The sequence below is a fragment of the Streptomyces sp. NPDC026673 genome, assembly GCF_040638135.1.
Classification (GTDB): Bacteria; Actinomycetota; Actinomycetes; order Streptomycetales; family Streptomycetaceae; genus Actinacidiphila.
Map to the genome: position 1 here is coordinate 49,579 of NZ_JBEZXR010000007.1, position 14,692 is coordinate 64,270.

Here is a 14,692-nt window from a genome sequence, read left to right on the forward strand (position 1 = left end):
CCCGCGGGGGCGCGGCCCTACTCGCCCCGGGCACACGTCCCGGGTGCGCGGCCGGGGCGGACCCGGACGCGCGGTCGATCAGCCCGACAGGCCCGCCAGCGCCCGGACGCCCTCGCCCTTGATGGTGAGGGTGTCCGGCGACCCCGCGTCTATCGCGAGCGTGAGGTCGTCCGACGGCCAGCCGCTACTCAGCGCCGCCAGGGGCAGGATGCGGTAGCCCCGCGCGTTCGGCAGCGCGTGCGCAAGGCGTACCTCCGAGGTGAAGACGGGGACCAGCTTCGTCCCGTCCTCCTGCTCGAAGACCGGCAGGCTGATCGTCTCCTCCTCCGCCGCGTCACCCGATGCGGCCTCCGGCGGCCCCGGTACCGGCAGCAGCACGTCGCTCGCGGCCAGGGTGCTGAGCGCGGTCGCGTTGTCACCGCCGGTGGCGATCTCGTGCAGGGCACGCTGCGCCGGGGGCTGCGCGCCGTTCGGAGTGGTGAAGTCGGTCATGGCCGTTCCCTTTCCGTTGCTTGCGTACGGGGTGGCTCGGGGCGGCGCCTGCCCAGCGGGGGAACGGTCATGCGTGCGCGCCGGGTGTCACTCGGGTGTCACTCGTACTCGGTGCCGCCCTTGCGGGTGAGGTAGGCGTCGCTGACCGCCTTGAGGACGGCGCGTCCGCCGAGCTCGGGGCTGTGACGGTCCGGGACCGCCCGGACCACGACGCCCTCGCGCAGGTGCAGGGCACGGCCGGAGACCGTCTCGGCGCCCCGCGCGAGCTCCAGGACGACGTCGAGGTCGTACGGGCCCCGGTACAGCGTGGGCACCAGCGGCACGCTCCCGGCCGGGAGGACCTCGGCGGGGCCGAACCAGCGGACCGCCCCCTCGATCTCGGCGGCGACGTCGAAGGCCGCGTAGCCGGGCGTGTCGCGGCCCGCGTCGGCGCCGTAGCCGAGGTCCTGGACGCCGGCGCCGTAGACCTCGCCAAAGATCGCCACACGGGTGGCGCCGAGCCGGCCGGCGAGGGCCGCGGCGACGTCGGGCAGGCCGTGTCCGCGAACGGCGCGCCAGTAGAGGTTGCCGTCGGCCTCCTTCAGGGCGAGGCGCTGGGCACCCAGCCCCTTGGAGGTGACCAGCACGCGTCCCGGGTCGGCGAGGTAGGTCAGGCAGCAGGCCGTTCCGTGGACCTTCTCGGTGATCGCGACCGGCTCGCCCGCGCCGAACACCCCGGGGTGGCGCTTGACGTTCTCGATGTCGACCCACGGCAGCAGGTCCGGCGCGGACTCCACGTCGCCGCTCATCGACACCGGGACCGGCGGCACCCACTTGGTGATGCCGAGCAGCTCCGCGAAGTCGGTGGCGTCGCCGGCGGCCCGCGCCAGGTCGGTGCCCTCCAGCGCGGCCGGGCGGCACACGATGCCCTGGGACAGCTCGCCGCGCAGCCGGACCGCCTTGACGCGGTCGGCCGCGGGGCCGGCGAGCCGCCCGGTCAGGCCGAGTTCGGCGATGAGCGCGGCGGGCAGCACGGACTGCTCGGGGATGTACAGCGCGAAGTCGCCGGTCCGGTAGGCGCCCTTGGCCACGACCGCCCGGTAGAGGCCGACCTGGGCGAGTTCCAGGGCGTCCGCGTTCGGGTGGTCGTGGACGGTGAGCCGTTCGGCCGTGACGCGCAGCGTCGACATCGGGTTCCCCCTCATGGTGGTGCGTGGATCGCACCACTGTGCGGGGTGCCGCGCGCCGCGGGCGAACGGTTTTTCAGGGGGACGGGGCCATGCGGAAGTCGTACGCTTCGGGCAGCGGTTCATCGGTGAGGGCCTGCCAGGTGGTGTGCAGCGAGCCCTCGCCCTCCCTCAGGTCGTCGACGGTGAAGCCCGCGTCGAAGACGGCCCGCGCGCCCGCGATGTCACCCTCGGCGAGCAGGACTTGGGCGTGCAGCAGGCGGAAGCGGCCGCGAGAGCGGGTGGCCGCGGGCAGGGCGTCGAGGACGGCGGCCGCGTCCGCGGGGCGCTTGGCGGCGAGCAGGGCCGGGACGGCCTCACGGGCGAGGGCGGCCGCGGCGGTGGCCCAGGCGTCACCCCCGGGGAGGCCGCGGAAGGCGTCGAGATAACGCTGCGCGGCACGCCCGGGGTTGCCGTCGGCCTGGTCGGCGACGGCGAGGCAGCGCAGCGGGAGGGGGGAGCCGGACCGCGTGACGGCCCGCTCCCAGCTCCGGACGGCCTGCGCACGGTCGCCGGCGTGCCATTGCGCGAGGCCCAGGTGGTAGTCGAGGGCCCAGGCGTTGCCGTCGTAGGTGCCCGCGGTCTCCAGGAGTTCGCGCCACTCGGGGGAGACGAGCGCGGGGCCCGGGACGGAGTCCTCGCGCAGCCGCGGGAAGACGCCGGCCAGCAGGAGTTCCAGCCAGGGCTTCTGCCGGTCGCCCATGGTGTCCGCGGCGAAGGGGGTGCCCGGCAGGTCGAAGCGGCCCCGGGTGACCTCCAGGGCGCCCCAGCCCGAGCCGGTGGCGAGGACGTCCTTGGGTTCGGTGTCGGCGGCGGGGAGCCAGGTCTCGTGGGCGGCGCGCAGGCGTTCGCGCGGCAGGACGCCCTCCAGGTGCTCCGCCACGGCGTGGGCGTCGGCCTCGGCCGCGGTCTCCAGGGGGCCGTACGCCTCCAGCCAGGAGACGGCGGCGCCCGCGGCGAGGGGGAGGTGTTCCAGCTGGGTGGGGGCGAGACCGGCCTGGATCTCCAGGTAGCCGGGGCCGTCGCCCTCGTCGCCGGCGAGCCAGCGCTGCCAGCGCCGGCCGCCGGGACCCTCGCCCCAGACGAAGAGCTTGCGGCCGCGGAGGGCTTCGGTGGACGTCTGGACGAGGCCGCGGCCGTCGGCGTCGAGAGCGGCGATCCAGGGGCGGGTGCCGTCGGGGAGGTCGTAGAACCAGTCGGCGGGGTGCTCGGAGGCGGTCGGGGACTCCGGGACGGGCACCCGCTGGAGGGTCCGGGAGGCGCCGAAGTGCCATGCGTGGGTGGCGGGTGCGACGACGCGGGTGCCGGGTGTCTGCGGTACGGCGGTGTTGGACCACCAGTAGAGGGGAACGGTCCGGTGGTGAGGATTGCGGACGCGTACCCCCGCGTAGAGGAAGTCGGAACCCTCGGGGAGCCACAGGTCGATCTGGAAGGGCAGGTCGCGCAACCGCTCCCACTCCCACAGGCGGAGCATCTCGCCGCCGTCGGGAGCGGGGACGCGTGCCGCGTGGAGCGGGGCGCAGCTGAGCGTGGTGTGCCCGGTGGCGCCCGGGTTCCATTCGACGCCGCCGGAGAACCACGCGCCGGCGAGGCCGAAGTCGGCGTACTGCAGGACGGGGTCGGCGTGCAGCAGTTCGCGGTCGGTGGGCTTGTGGCGCAGCGAGTACAGGCGCCCGCCGAGACCGGGCAGGACGGTGGCGCGCAGCCGGTCGTTCTCGATGACGACGGCGTCCAGTTCGGTGGGAACGCGTTCGCGCGTGTAACCGTCGAGGCGTGGCACGGGAAGCAGCGTGCGCAGCTGCCCGTAGGCGATGCGGCGGGCCATCCCGGGCGGGAGCGCCGCGCTCCCGTCCTCGTCGAGCACGTGGAGGTCCCCTGGTGCCCGGAGGGCGGGCAGGGGGTTCTCCGGGCCCAGCGGGCTGGCCTGAAGGGCGAGGACGGTGCGTCGCACGGTGGTGGCCAAGAGGTCCCTCTCTCTGTCACCGGTGGTCGGGTGAGGACATGGAACCCCGTATCGGCCTGCGCCGTCAGGGGTTTCGACCTCACCGGACGGGCCGTGTGCGGCCTTCAATATATGGTGAACGTCATTTTTGCTTTCCTTTGCCGTCGCGCGGGTCCGGGAGGGTTTGCCGATCATGCTGTCCACGCTGTGGAGCCCGCCGACCGGTACGCCCTCGCGTGCGCCGCGCGTCCCGCGTCCCGCCCCGGTCGAACGCGCGCGCAGTCCCCGGGTGGCGGCGCTCGCCGCCCGCCCCGAGCGGGAGGCCGAGTTCTGGCGGGCCGTGCGGGCCGAGGGGACGCCGCTGGTGGAGCCGCTGGACGGTGACCCGGGGCACGCCGCGGTCACCTTCCTCTGGCGCGGCACGGCCGCGACCCGGGCCGTGCTGGCCCTGCCCAACCAGGTGCTCGACCCCGACGACCTGGCGGGCAATCTGATGTCGCGCGTGCCGGGCACGGACGTGTGGCACTGGACGATCAGGATGCGCGCCGACTGGCGGGCCACGTACGCGCTCTGCGTGGACGACGGCGCGGACGGCGCTGGGGACGGGGGCGGGGACGAGGGCGGAGACGAGGGCACGGGCGACGGAGACGGGCAGGACGGCGGGCAGGAGAGCGGGCAGGACGGCAGGCAGGACAGCGGCGCTTCACCGGCGGAGGCGGGCAGGGGGCAGGCGTATCTGCGCGGGCTGCGCCGCCACCCGCGCCGCGACCCGCTCAACCGGACGGTCTTTCCGACCCGTTGGGGCAGCGAGCCGCTGTCGGTGGTCGCCCTCCCCGCCGCGCACGCGCCGCTCGGGGCGTGGCGGGCCCGGTCCGGGGCGCCGGTGGGCGAGGTCTCGGTCCACACCATGCGCAGCGCGCACCTGCGCAACTGGCGCCGTGTGTGGGCGTACGCGCCCGCCGGATACGAGGACCTGGCCGGGCTGCCGGTGGTGGTGCTGCTCGACGGGGACGTGTGGCAGCAGCATCTGAACGTTGCCGCACTGCTCGACGGGCTCGTCGCCGCCGGGGCGCTGCCGCCGCTGGTCGCGCTGATGCCGGACGCTCTGGACAGCGACACCCGGCGCCGCGAACTCGCCTGCGACGACCGCTTCGTGGCCTTTCTCACCCGTGAGCTGCTGCCCTGGGCGGCCCGCCGGTGGCCGGTCAGCGGCGAGCCGGCGCGTACGGTCGTCGCGGGACAGGGGCTGGGCGGTCTGGCGGCCGCATACGCGGCGCTGCGGCGGCCCGAGCGGTTCGGGAACGTGCTGGCGCAGTCGGGGGCCTTCTGGTGGCCGGCCGGGGTGCGCGCGGGGGCGCGGCCCGAGGAGTGGCTGACCGGGCGCGTGGCGTCGATGGCGCGAAGACCGGTGCGCTTCCACCTGTCCGCCGGGCTCCAGGAGTGGGGGCTGACGTCCGCGGTGCGGCGGATGCGGGACGCGTTGCAGGGCCAGGGCTACGAAGTGGCGCACCACGAGTACAACGGCGGCCACGACTACCTGTGCTGGCGGGAGGAACTGGCCCACGGACTGGTGGCGTTGCTGCGCGGGCCGTTCCCCGGCTCGGTGCGCGGGCGCGTCGCGGCGGCGGCCGGTCCCGAGCCGGTGTGACGGTGCGCGCCGTCTGACGGTACGGCGCGGCCGAAGGCCCCGCCGTACCCGTCCGGGGGGCCGAGCGCGTCCGCGCGGCGGCGGGCAGTCGTGGGCTTTGGTGGCCGCTGCCGCTGCCGGTTCCGTTGCCGTTGCCACTGCCGTTGCCGTTGCCACTGCCGTGCATCCGATCGGGCGGCTCCAGGCGAGGGCCGCCCTGCCGGCGAACGGCGTGGTGCTCTCCGTACCGCCTCGGCAGTCACGATCCTGTGCACGGTCGCCCGCTGCCCGCCCTCTCGGACCGCGCCGCGTCCGCGGCCGAGGCCGGTCGGGCCGCCGGTGTCGTCCCCGCCCATCCGGCGCTCGTGTCACACCGCTGCGGCAGCGCCGGTCTCTGTAGTCGTCCCCGCCCGCGCGGGGACGGCTCAGTCGACCAAGAGGAGAGAACCGTGACCGTTCAGCCCAGGGAATTCGCCTTCGGCATGCCGTGGGAAGCCCTTTACGGGTACAGCCAGGCCGTGCAGGCCGGCGACACCCTCTACATCTCGGGACAGTTGTCGCACGACGACACCGGGGCCTTCATCGGGGCGGACGACTTCGCACTCCAGATGAGCACGACGCTCGGCAACCTGGACCGCGTGCTGGAGCACTTCGGCGCCCGCCGCGACCAGATCGTCGAGACCACGATCCTCGTCAGGAACCTGCGCGAGCACTTCGACACGGTCGCCCGCCTGCACGCCGAGTACTGCGGCGACCACCGCCCCACCAGCACCGTCATGGGCGTCTCCGACCTCGCGCTGCCCGACCAGCTCGTCGAGATCGGCGCGGTCGTCCGCCTCGACATCGCGCGCTGAGCCGGCCGCGGGGGTGACCGGGACGTAATCCGCTTGCCGGACGGCGGTGCCGCCTCCAGACTGCCCGGGTGCTGATTCGACGTGAGACCCCCGACGATGTCCCCGCCGTCCAGGCCCTCACCGCGGCGGCGTTCGCCACGGAGGACCGTCCCGTCCCCGTCGAGGCCGAGCTCCTGACCGAGCTGCGGAAGTGCGACGCCTGGCTGCCGGAGCTGTCGCTGGTCGCGGAGGCCCCCGACGGGGGCGCCGTCGTCGGCCACGTCGTCTGCACCCGTGCGCACGTCGACGGCGTGCCCGTCCTCGGCCTCGGCCCGCTGAGCGTCGCCCCCGGCCACCAGCGCAAGGGCGTCGGACTGGCGCTGGTTCACGCGGTGCTGGGCGCCGCGGACGCCCTGGGGGAACCGCTGGTCGCGCTGCTGGGCAGCCCGGACTACTACGGCCGCTACGGCTTCCGGGCGAGCACGGACTACCGGGTCACACCGCCCGACCCGGCCTGGGGCCCGTACTTCCAGATCCGCCCGCTGTCCGCCTACTCCCCCTCGGTGACCGGGGCGTTCCGCTACGCGGAGCCCTTCGACCGGTTCTGAGCGATCCGCGGCAGCCAGGCGGGCACGGCCCGGCGGTACGCCTCGTACTCCTCGCCGTAGGCCGCGCGCAGCGTCGGCTCCTCGTACCAGCGGACGAAGGCCGCGACGGTCAGCCACACGGCGGCGGCGTAGAGGAACAGGACGGGCCTCAGGAGCAGCAGCCCCTGCCCCGCGACGAGCGCCACGACCGCCAGGTACATCGGGTTGCGCACCCGGGCGTACGCGCCGCCGGTGACGAGGCGTTCGGTCGGGGCGACGGGCGCGGGGGTGCCGAGACCCTCCCGTACGAAGCGGGCGAAACCGTGCAGGAGCACCACCGCCCCGGCGAGGGCGAGCAGGCCGCCGGCGGCCCGCGGCGGCCAGGGGCCGCCGCCGGAGGCGTACCGGGTGAGCCACCAGGGCACGAGTCCCGCAACGACGCCCGGCGCCGCGAGCAGGAACGCCGCGCTGCCGAGCGCGGCAGTGGACCGTCTCATGCCTTCATGGTGCCCGCGGGCGGCCGTCCCGGATCCGTCTTGGCGGCGCGGATGTGCCCGTAGACGTGGGCGCGCAGTTCGGCGAAGCGGGGGTCGGAGCGGGTGATGATCTGGTCGCGGTCGTGGGGGAGGTCGACGCGCAGGTCCTCCTGGACGACGGTGGGCGCGCCGGACAGGACGACGACGCGGCGGGCGAGGTAGACGGCCTCGTCGATGTCGTGGGTGACGAGCAGCGTGGTGATGCCGAGGCGGTGCCAGAGCCCGAGGAGGAGGTCCTCGAGGTCGGCGCGGGTCTGGGCGTCCACGGCGGCGAAAGGCTCGTCCATGAGCAGCACTTGGGGCTCGTAGGCCACGGCGCGGGCGATGGCGACACGTTGCTGCATGCCCCCGGAGAGCTGCCAGGGGTGCGCGGCGCCCGCGTCGGCGAGACCGACGGCGGCGAGCGCCTGCCGGACCAGGGCGGTACGGCGCGGGCGGGGCACGCGCTTCTCGCGGAGCGGGAGTTCGACGTTCTGACTGACCGTCAGCCATGGGAACAGGCTGCGGCCGTACTCCTGGAAGACCACCGCCATGCCGGGCGGCGGGCCGTCGACGACCCGCCCGGCGAGCCGGACCCGGCCCGCGGTCGGCGCCAGGAGTCCGGCGACGCACTTGAGCAGGGTGGTCTTGCCGCAGCCCGACGGGCCCACGACGCAGACGAGTTCGCCGCGGTCGACGGTGAGGTCGATGCCGCGCAGCGCCTCGACGACGCGGCCGCGGCCCTCGTACACCTTGCGCAGTCCGGTGATCTCAAGCATGTGTCTCCCGTTGGTGCCAGTGCAGGACCCGGCGCTCGAGGGCGCGGAAGGCGAGCGAGAGGAGGAAGCCGACCAGACCGAGCAGCACGATGCCGCTCCACATCTCGGGGATCTGGAACTGCCGCTGGAACAGCACGACCGAGTGGCCGATGCCCGAGGTGCTGGCGAACATCTCCGCGATGACCATGAGGATGATCGCGATCGAGAGCGCCTGCCGCAGTCCCGCCATGATCTGCGGGCTCGCGGCTGGCAGCACGAGGCGCCGCAGCCGGGCGGGGCCACGCACACCGTAGACGCGGGCGGTGTCGGAGAGCACCTCGTCCACCGCGCGGACGCCCTCGATGGTGTTGAGCAGGACGGGCCAGATCGCGCCGGAGACGATCACGAGGACCTTCATGGCCGTGTCCAGCCCGGCGACGAGCATGATCAGCGGCACGAGCACGGGCGGCGGGATGGCACGGAAGAACTCCAGGGCGGGTTCGGCGGTCGCGCGGAGCCGGGCCGAGGAACCGATGGCGGTGCCGAGGGCGACGCCGAGCAGCGCGGCGAGCGCGTACCCGGCGAGGAGCCGCGCGAGGCTGGGCAGGACGTCGTCGCCGAGGCGGGCGGTGAACCACACGTCCGCGAAGACGGCGGCGATGCGCTGCGGCGAGGGCACGTAGAAGCTGGGGCGCCACACGCTCCACGCCCACCAGCCGAGAACGAGGAGCGCGGGCAGCCCCAGCACCCGCAGGACAGCGAGGAGGAGACGCTTGGCCGCGTTCATGCGGGGGCCTCCCCGCGGACGGAGGGGTGCCAGGCCAGCAGCCACCGCTCCAGCCGGCGGACGGCGAGGTTGACGACGACGCCGACGATCCCGGCGAGGGTGATCAGGGCGTAGACGGTGGCCACGGCACCGCCGGACTGGGCGCGCTGGATGCGCAGGCCGAGCCCGGGGCTGCCGATGACCAGCTCGGCCGTGACGGCCAGGATGAAGGCGACGGAGGCGGCGAGCCGCAGGCCGGTCATGACATACGGGAGCGCGGTGGGCCAGACGAGCCTGCGCAGCGTCGTCCAGTGGCCGAGGCGGTAGGAGCGGGCGGTCTCGCGGGCCACGGGGTCGACGTCGGCGACGCCGTACAGCACCTGGATGAGCACCTGCCAGAACGCGGCGTAGACGACCAGCAGGAGGCTGGAGCCGAGATCGGCACCGAAGAGGAGGGTGGCGAGCGGGATGAGCGCGACGGAGGGGATGGGGCGGAGGAATTCCACGGTGGAGGCGGTGGCGGCGCGGGCGCCGGGTACGGCGTCGATGAGGGTGCCGAGCGCGACGGCGAGCACGAAGGCGATGGCGAGGCCCAGGGCCCAGGCGCTCATGGTGTCGCCGAGCGCCGACCAGAGCTGACGGGTGAGCAGCTCGTGGCCGAGGGTGCGCAGGATCTCGCTCGCGGGCGGCAGGAAGTCGCGGGAGACCCAGCCGAGCCGCGGGACGGCCTCGGCGATGCCGAACAGCACCGCGAGGCCGGCCGCTCCGTACACGGCGTCGCGTCCCCTCATGGCAGGAGTGCCGAGAGGTCGGCGTCCTTGGTGAGCGTGCCGTCCTGCCGGGCGTCGTCGGCGACGGTCTGGACGGAGGCGCGGTTGATCTCCGTGGGCCACTTGGGGAGTTTGATCTTCGCGATCGCCTCGGCCGGGATCTGGGTGTAGGTCTTGAGGGTCTCGCGTACGGCGTCGGGGTGGGCGTCGGCGTAGGCGAGCGCCTCGTTCATGGCGGCGGTGAAGTCCTTCACGAGCCCCGGGTCCTTCCGGAGCGTCTGCTGCGTGGTGAAGTACATGGCCACGGTGAGACCGGGTGCGGCGTCGGCGTAGGGCCAGGCGACGGCGCGGGCGCCCTGGCCCGCGGCCTGGGTGACGAAGGGCTCGACCTCCCAGATCGCGTCGACCCGGCCCTTGGCCAGCGCGGCCGGCATGTCGGGGAAGGGGATCTCGACGAACTCCACCTTGGAGGCGTCACCGCCGTCCTTGCGCACGGCGGCGCGTACGGTCGTGTCGCCGATGTTCTTCAGCTGGTTGACCGCGACGGTCCTGCCCGCCAGATCCTTGGCGGACGTGACGGGGCTGCCCGCCTGGACGAGGACGGCGCTGTAGTCGGTGTCCCGCTCGCCGGTGGAGGCGACGCCGTTGGCGACGACCTTGAGCGGCAACCCCTGCTGCTGGGCGGTGAGCAGGGAGGTGGTGTTGGCGAAGCCGAAGGCGAACTGGCCTCCCATCACGCCGGTGATGCTGGCGGCGCCGCCCTGCACCGAGGTGATCTTGGCGTCGATGCCGTGCTTCTTGAAGAATCCCTGACTCTGGGCGAGGTACACGGGGGCGGTGTCGACGATGGCGATGGCGCCGATCGTGACGCTCCGCGTGCCCCCGCCGGAACCGGAGGGGCCGCCGCCCTTGCCGGCGGAGTCGCCGGAGTCGCCGCAAGCGGTGAGTCCGGCGGCGAGGAGCGCGGCCGCCGTCAGGAGCAGGGGAAAGGTGCGACGCATGGGCACTCCCTGATCTGATCAGCTCTGTTCGCACAGTGAACTGTCGTTCATTGGGTGGTGCGCCAAGTGACGGTAGGGGTGCCGTGCGGTCGCGTCAACGGATCGCACAAGGGCTCGTCGACGACCGTTCCGTCGCGGACGGGAGAGCAGGGGCGCGAGAGGCATGAGAGGTCACTATTCGAGAAGAAAATCATGAATTGATGGCATTTGCCCCTGGTGGTCTGCTTCCGCCCTGGGTACATTGGAATTCGGCCTACGGGGCGAGCGAGGGAGTCCGGTAGCACCGATTCCGGAGCGGGAAGCAGCGGCTTCCACCGGAGCCGGGTTCAACGGCCGGGCTGAGAGGCTCGAAGGTCAGGGAAGAGGTTTCAAGACCGGAGAGCGACCCCTAGCACCTGATCCGGACCATGCCGGCGAAGGGAGTCCCACCTCGTAGGTCGTCGAACTACCGCCGATGAGCCCGCGCGATGAGCGCGGGCTCTGTTGTGCGGGGTCCCTGAGACACGCGGTGGTGAGGCGCGGCGGTGAAGCCCGGCGTTGAGGTGCGGCGTTGAGGTGCGGCGTTGAGGTGCGGCGTTGAGGTGCGGCGTTGTTGCGCGGCGTTGAGGCGCGGTTGCCGCCGCCGGGAACCGCGCAGCGCCTTGGCGGTCTGCCCGGCCGCTGCGATGATCCCTTGACGCGGACGACGCCGACGGGGGTGGGGACATGGACGACCGGACGCTGGTGCGCGCGGTCAACGGACTGACCGCGCGATGGGCCCGCGAGGCCATGGGCGGCAGCCGCACCGGGGCGACGGTCTTCTCGGCCGCGGGTGTGTGGCCGCTGCTGGCCCTGCTCGCGGCGGGAGCCGCGGGCCCGGCGCGCGCCGAACTGGAACAGGCCGTCGGCACGGACGCCGCGACGGCGGCCGGCGCCTCGGGCCCGCTGCTGGCGCGGCTGGACGGCATGGACGGCATCGACACCGCCGTCGGCCTGTGGACCCGCGCCACTCTCCCGCTGGTGCCCGGCTGGCTCTCCCTGCTCCCGGCCGGCGCTCATGGGCGGTTCACCGGCGACGCCGCCGTCGACCGCAAGACCCTCGACGCCTGGGCCGCGGACCGCACCGACGGCATGATCCCCAGGATGCCGGTGGCCGTCGACCGGGACACCCTCCTCCTGCTCGCGAACGCGCTGGCCCTGCGCACCGACTGGGCCGAACCGTTCCGGGACCACCACACCGGGAGGCTCTTCCGCAGCACTCCGCACCTCGACATGGCAGGCGTCGCGGGTACCCCCTTCGGCCCGCTGACCATGGCCAAGGTGAACGGCACCAGCGGACTCGAGGTCCATCTGCTGCTCGGCCCCGATCACGTCGCCCCCGGCGAGGTCATCGCCGCCGGGGTGGGCGCCCTCGACGGGGCGTACCAGGTGCTGCCCGGCAATCTGCTGCCGTACGGGCGTCCCGGACCGGGGGTCACGGTCGAGGACGTCACGAGCTTCAGCCCTGCGCCCGCACTCGATCTGACCACCGTGCCGTTCACGATCGACGCCGAGCACGATCTCCTCGAGCACGACGCGCTGTTCGGGCTCCGCACCGCCCGGAACAGCGGCGCCGGGCACTTCCCCGGCATCAGCGGCCCGCAGCCCCTGGCCGTGGGCGCCGCGAAGCAGTCGGCCACGGCCACCTTCAGCGCGACCGGTTTCCGCGCCGCCGCCGTCACCGCCATCTCCATGATCGCCGGAAGCGCTCCCGGCCAGGCGCATCAAGCCCGGCGCGTGCGGGTCGAGTTCCTCCGCCCGTTCGGCTTCCTCGCCGTCCACCGCCGCTTCCCCGTGGTGCTCGTGGCGGGATGGGTGACGCCCTGACCCACGGATCACGGGGTGCGCGGGGTGCGGTCACAAGGCGCTCCCGGCCCGCCAGTCGGCCCAGCTCGCGTTCCAGGCACCGTAGCCGTTGTTGATCTGGACGGTGTCGGTGGAGTTGACGACGGTCACCGGGTCACCGGGCGAGACGTGCTCGTAGAACCACTTGGCGTCGGCCGTGCTCAGCCCGATGCACCCGTGACTGCCGTTGACCCGGCCGAACTTGCCCTCGTTCCAGGGCGCGGCGTGCGCGAAGGTGCCCGACGTGGTGAGCCGGACGTCCCACTTCACGTCCTTCAGGTGGTACGCCTCGGGGCCGAAGATGTTCACGGTGCGGGAGTTCATGGTGATGCTGGGCGTCTTCTCGAGGACGACCATGGTGCCGTTCCACGTCTCGAAGCCGGGCTTGCCCGTGGAGACGGGGAGCGTGCGCAGGACCTCGCCGTCCCGGCGGAGGGTGAGGGTCTTGCGGGCGGTGTCGACCGTGGTGACGACCGAGTGGCCTATACGGAAGTGGACGACGCGGTTCTGCGTGCCGTAGAGACCACCGCCCGTGTCGACGCCGTCGAGCTCCATGCGGAGCGTGACATCGGTTCCGGCCTTCCAGAAGGAGCGCGGCCGGTAGTCGACCCGGTCGCGGCCGCTCCAGTCCTTCATCCAGCTCCAGGCGCCGTCCACCGCCGGGCTCGCGGTGACGCCCAGCTTGCGCTCCACGGCCGCCCGGTCGCGTATGGGTTTGTTGAAGACGATCGACACGGGCATGCCGACACCGACGGTGGTGCCCTTGTCCGGGTGGTACTCCCCCACGACGGTGCGCGCGGGCTCGGCGGTGGTGAAGGAGGTGCGCTCGGTGAGCCTCTTGCCGTCGGAGCCGGTGGCCCGGACGAGGACGTCGTAGGTCACGCCGGGCGCCAGCCGAGCCGCCGAGGTCCAGCTCTCCTTGGAGGACGCGAGTGTCCCGCGCAGCGGTCCGGGGCCGGGAGCGGTGACGCGCACGGAGTCGATCCGCGCGGCGGTCGCCCGCACCGTCACCTTGCGGTCGACCGGCACCGCGCGCCCTCCCGAGGCGGGCGCGACGGCGATCGCCGGACGCGGCTCCGCGGCGTGGGGCCCGCCGCCACCGGGGCTGCTGCACGCGGCGAGTGACGCCGCGACGGCCAGGGCGAGCGTCGCGGCGCGGGCGCGCGGGATCCGGATCCGGGTGCGGTCGTTGGTCATCTGACGGCTCCTCCCCAGTCGAGTCGTATCTCTGCTCCTGCCCGGGCCCGGCGCGATTCACCACATGCCGGACGACTCCGTGACGTCACCGTTCCGTACCAGGCGTGTACCCCCGGAACCCGGATGCGGCCGGACCTCGTGTTCCGCGGCGAACACCGGCGGTGGGCCGGGCAGAACAGCTGGGGGATGTCATGGAGCGCAGGAGCACGAGGCGGGCCGCCATCACGGCGGCGCTGGTGACGACGGCGGCGGTGCTGCTGACGGGATGCCAGGGCGACGACGACGTCGCGGGTGACACACCCTCGCCGACCGCACCGCTGACGGCCTCGCCGTCGGGGACCCCCGGTGACACGCTGCCGACCTCCACCGCGACGCCGGCGACGGGGCCGTCCGCGAGCGCCGGGGGTTCCGCTGGCTCGGGGGGCTCCGGCCGCTCAGGTGGCTCCGGCAGTTCTGGGGGATCCGGCTCCGGCGGCTCCGCGGGCCGTTGCGGCGCGGAGGACCTCGAGGCGACCGCGGCGCACCAGGCTGCCGTGCGTCCCCAGGGCACGGGGACCGGGGCCGCCGTGGTGGGATTCACCAACACCTCGGGCGCGCCTTGTGCCGTGGAGGGCTTCCCCACGGTGGCGGGTGCGGCCAACGGCTCGCCGGAGATGAATGTGCCGCTCACCGTCCGGCACACCGGGGCGGCCGCACCGGTCACGCTGGCACCGGGCGGTCGGGCCTGGGTGAAGCTGACGTTCCACCAGGTGCAGGGGGAGGGCGACGGCTACTGCGTGTCGGGGGAGGCACCGGTGCAGTACCCGACGATGGTGCTGGGCCTGCCCGGCGGCGCGGGCAGGCACCAGGTCGCCCTGGACGACGGGGTGTTCGCCGAGTGCGACGGCGTCGTGACGGTGACCGCGCTCTCGGCGGCCGAACCGTCCTGAGGACGGCGGCACGGCGCCACCGATCCCCACGGCGACGGGCAACGCCGCACGGCACCGGCGGTGCAGCCGCGAACCGAGCCGTCGGCGACGCACACCGGCTCCCGACCGCAAGGTGCGAACACATCCCGGCGGCACCGGCCCTGGCGGACACCGCGGTCCGCCGGGGCCGGCCCGATCCGGCGCCCGCCCGGGCCGACATCCGGCCCG

General features: G+C 73.9%; 14 protein-coding genes. 5 read left to right on the forward strand and 9 right to left on the reverse strand.

The features are described 5' to 3' along the window. Window positions 1-78: 78 nt before the first annotated feature. The 3 genes from AB0F62_RS08080 to AB0F62_RS08090 all read right to left on the reverse strand — a co-directional run bounded on the left by AB0F62_RS08080 (window position 79) and on the right by AB0F62_RS08090 (window position 3,660). The gene (locus AB0F62_RS08080; RefSeq protein ID WP_361793588.1) at window positions 79-492 is read right to left on the reverse strand and encodes an SseB family protein; all 414 of its coding nucleotides are present in this window, start codon (window positions 490-492) and stop codon (window positions 79-81) included. A gap of 98 nt (window positions 493-590) precedes the next feature. Beyond that, window positions 591-1,661 carry an RNA ligase (ATP) gene (locus AB0F62_RS08085; RefSeq protein WP_361793591.1) on the reverse strand — a complete coding sequence of 357 codons (1,071 nt, stop codon included), beginning with the start codon at window positions 1,659-1,661 and terminating at the stop codon, window positions 591-593. Window positions 1,662-1,734: 73 nt separating this feature from the next. Beyond that, window positions 1,735-3,660 carry a DUF5107 domain-containing protein gene (locus AB0F62_RS08090; protein WP_361793594.1) on the reverse strand — a complete coding sequence of 642 codons (1,926 nt, stop codon included), beginning with the start codon at window positions 3,658-3,660 and terminating at the stop codon, window positions 1,735-1,737. A gap of 163 nt (window positions 3,661-3,823) precedes the next feature. Here AB0F62_RS08090 and fes point away from each other — a divergent pair, with 163 nt between their 5' ends. The 3 genes from fes (at window position 3,824) to AB0F62_RS08105 (ending at window position 6,707) form a co-directional block, all read left to right on the forward strand. After that, entirely contained in the window at window positions 3,824-5,287 is a 1,464-nt protein-coding gene (gene fes / locus AB0F62_RS08095; RefSeq protein WP_361793597.1) for an enterochelin esterase, read from the forward strand. Window positions 5,288-5,715: 428 nt separating this feature from the next. Then, the gene (locus AB0F62_RS08100; RefSeq protein ID WP_361793600.1) at window positions 5,716-6,120 is read left to right on the forward strand and encodes a RidA family protein; all 405 of its coding nucleotides are present in this window, start codon (window positions 5,716-5,718) and stop codon (window positions 6,118-6,120) included. Window positions 6,121-6,188: 68 nt separating this feature from the next. Further along, window positions 6,189-6,707, forward strand: a complete 519-nt coding sequence (locus tag AB0F62_RS08105; RefSeq protein ID WP_361793603.1) for an N-acetyltransferase — start codon at window positions 6,189-6,191, stop codon at window positions 6,705-6,707. Here the strand turns inward: AB0F62_RS08105 and AB0F62_RS08110 are convergent. The 5 genes from AB0F62_RS08110 to AB0F62_RS08130 are packed head-to-tail and all read right to left on the reverse strand — an operon-like array spanning window position 6,680 to window position 10,496. Next, window positions 6,680-7,183 carry an isoprenylcysteine carboxylmethyltransferase family protein gene (locus AB0F62_RS08110; protein WP_361793606.1) on the reverse strand — a complete coding sequence of 168 codons (504 nt, stop codon included), beginning with the start codon at window positions 7,181-7,183 and terminating at the stop codon, window positions 6,680-6,682. The two genes, AB0F62_RS08105 and AB0F62_RS08110, sit on opposite strands and share 28 nt — an antisense overlap. Then, entirely contained in the window at window positions 7,180-7,980 is an 801-nt protein-coding gene (locus tag AB0F62_RS08115) for an ABC transporter ATP-binding protein (protein ID WP_361793609.1), read from the reverse strand. The genes AB0F62_RS08110 and AB0F62_RS08115 overlap by 4 nt, the downstream gene beginning before the upstream one ends. Further along, window positions 7,973-8,746: an ABC transporter permease subunit gene (locus AB0F62_RS08120; protein ID WP_361793612.1), complete on the reverse strand. Its 774-nt coding sequence runs from the start codon at window positions 8,744-8,746 to the stop codon at window positions 7,973-7,975. The genes AB0F62_RS08115 and AB0F62_RS08120 overlap by 8 nt, the downstream gene beginning before the upstream one ends. Further along, on the reverse strand, window positions 8,743-9,516 hold the full coding sequence (locus AB0F62_RS08125) for an ABC transporter permease (RefSeq protein WP_361793615.1): 774 nt from the start codon (window positions 9,514-9,516) through the stop codon (window positions 8,743-8,745). Before AB0F62_RS08125 ends, AB0F62_RS08120 begins: the two co-directional genes overlap by 4 nt. Beyond that, entirely contained in the window at window positions 9,513-10,496 is a 984-nt protein-coding gene (locus AB0F62_RS08130; protein WP_361793618.1) for an ABC transporter substrate-binding protein, read from the reverse strand. The genes AB0F62_RS08125 and AB0F62_RS08130 overlap by 4 nt, the downstream gene beginning before the upstream one ends. 705 nt (window positions 10,497-11,201) lie before the next feature. On the opposite strand from AB0F62_RS08130, the gene AB0F62_RS08135 reads away from it, so the two are divergent. Further along, window positions 11,202-12,341 carry a serpin family protein gene (locus tag AB0F62_RS08135; RefSeq protein WP_361793621.1) on the forward strand — a complete coding sequence of 380 codons (1,140 nt, stop codon included), beginning with the start codon at window positions 11,202-11,204 and terminating at the stop codon, window positions 12,339-12,341. 30 nt (window positions 12,342-12,371) lie between these two features. Here the strand turns inward: AB0F62_RS08135 and AB0F62_RS08140 are convergent, their stop codons facing one another. Beyond that, window positions 12,372-13,556: an Ig-like domain-containing protein gene (locus AB0F62_RS08140; RefSeq protein WP_361793624.1), complete on the reverse strand. Its 1,185-nt coding sequence runs from the start codon at window positions 13,554-13,556 to the stop codon at window positions 12,372-12,374. Between the two features lie 191 nt (window positions 13,557-13,747). On the opposite strand from AB0F62_RS08140, the gene AB0F62_RS08145 reads away from it, so the two are divergent. Beyond that, the gene (locus AB0F62_RS08145) at window positions 13,748-14,485 is read left to right on the forward strand and encodes a DUF4232 domain-containing protein (protein WP_361793627.1); all 738 of its coding nucleotides are present in this window, start codon (window positions 13,748-13,750) and stop codon (window positions 14,483-14,485) included. Window positions 14,486-14,692 lie beyond the last annotated feature (207 nt).

Coding starts and splice junctions, on each gene's coding strand:
- AB0F62_RS08080 (WP_361793588.1), bottom strand. CDS start 492: ATGACCGACTTCACCACTCCGAACGGCGCGCAGCCCCCGGCGCAGCGT.
- AB0F62_RS08085 (WP_361793591.1), bottom strand. CDS start 1,661: ATGTCGACGCTGCGCGTCACGGCCGAACGGCTCACCGTCCACGACCAC.
- AB0F62_RS08110 (WP_361793606.1), bottom strand. CDS start 7,183: ATGAGACGGTCCACTGCCGCGCTCGGCAGCGCGGCGTTCCTGCTCGCG.
- AB0F62_RS08115 (WP_361793609.1), bottom strand. CDS start 7,980: ATGCTTGAGATCACCGGACTGCGCAAGGTGTACGAGGGCCGCGGCCGC.
- AB0F62_RS08120 (WP_361793612.1), bottom strand. CDS start 8,746: ATGAACGCGGCCAAGCGTCTCCTCCTCGCTGTCCTGCGGGTGCTGGGG.
- AB0F62_RS08125 (WP_361793615.1), bottom strand. CDS start 9,516: ATGAGGGGACGCGACGCCGTGTACGGAGCGGCCGGCCTCGCGGTGCTG.
- AB0F62_RS08130 (WP_361793618.1), bottom strand. CDS start 10,496: ATGCGTCGCACCTTTCCCCTGCTCCTGACGGCGGCCGCGCTCCTCGCC.
- AB0F62_RS08135 (WP_361793621.1), top strand. CDS start 11,202: ATGGACGACCGGACGCTGGTGCGCGCGGTCAACGGACTGACCGCGCGA.
- AB0F62_RS08140 (WP_361793624.1), bottom strand. CDS start 13,556: ATGACCAACGACCGCACCCGGATCCGGATCCCGCGCGCCCGCGCCGCG.
- AB0F62_RS08145 (WP_361793627.1), top strand. CDS start 13,748: ATGGAGCGCAGGAGCACGAGGCGGGCCGCCATCACGGCGGCGCTGGTG.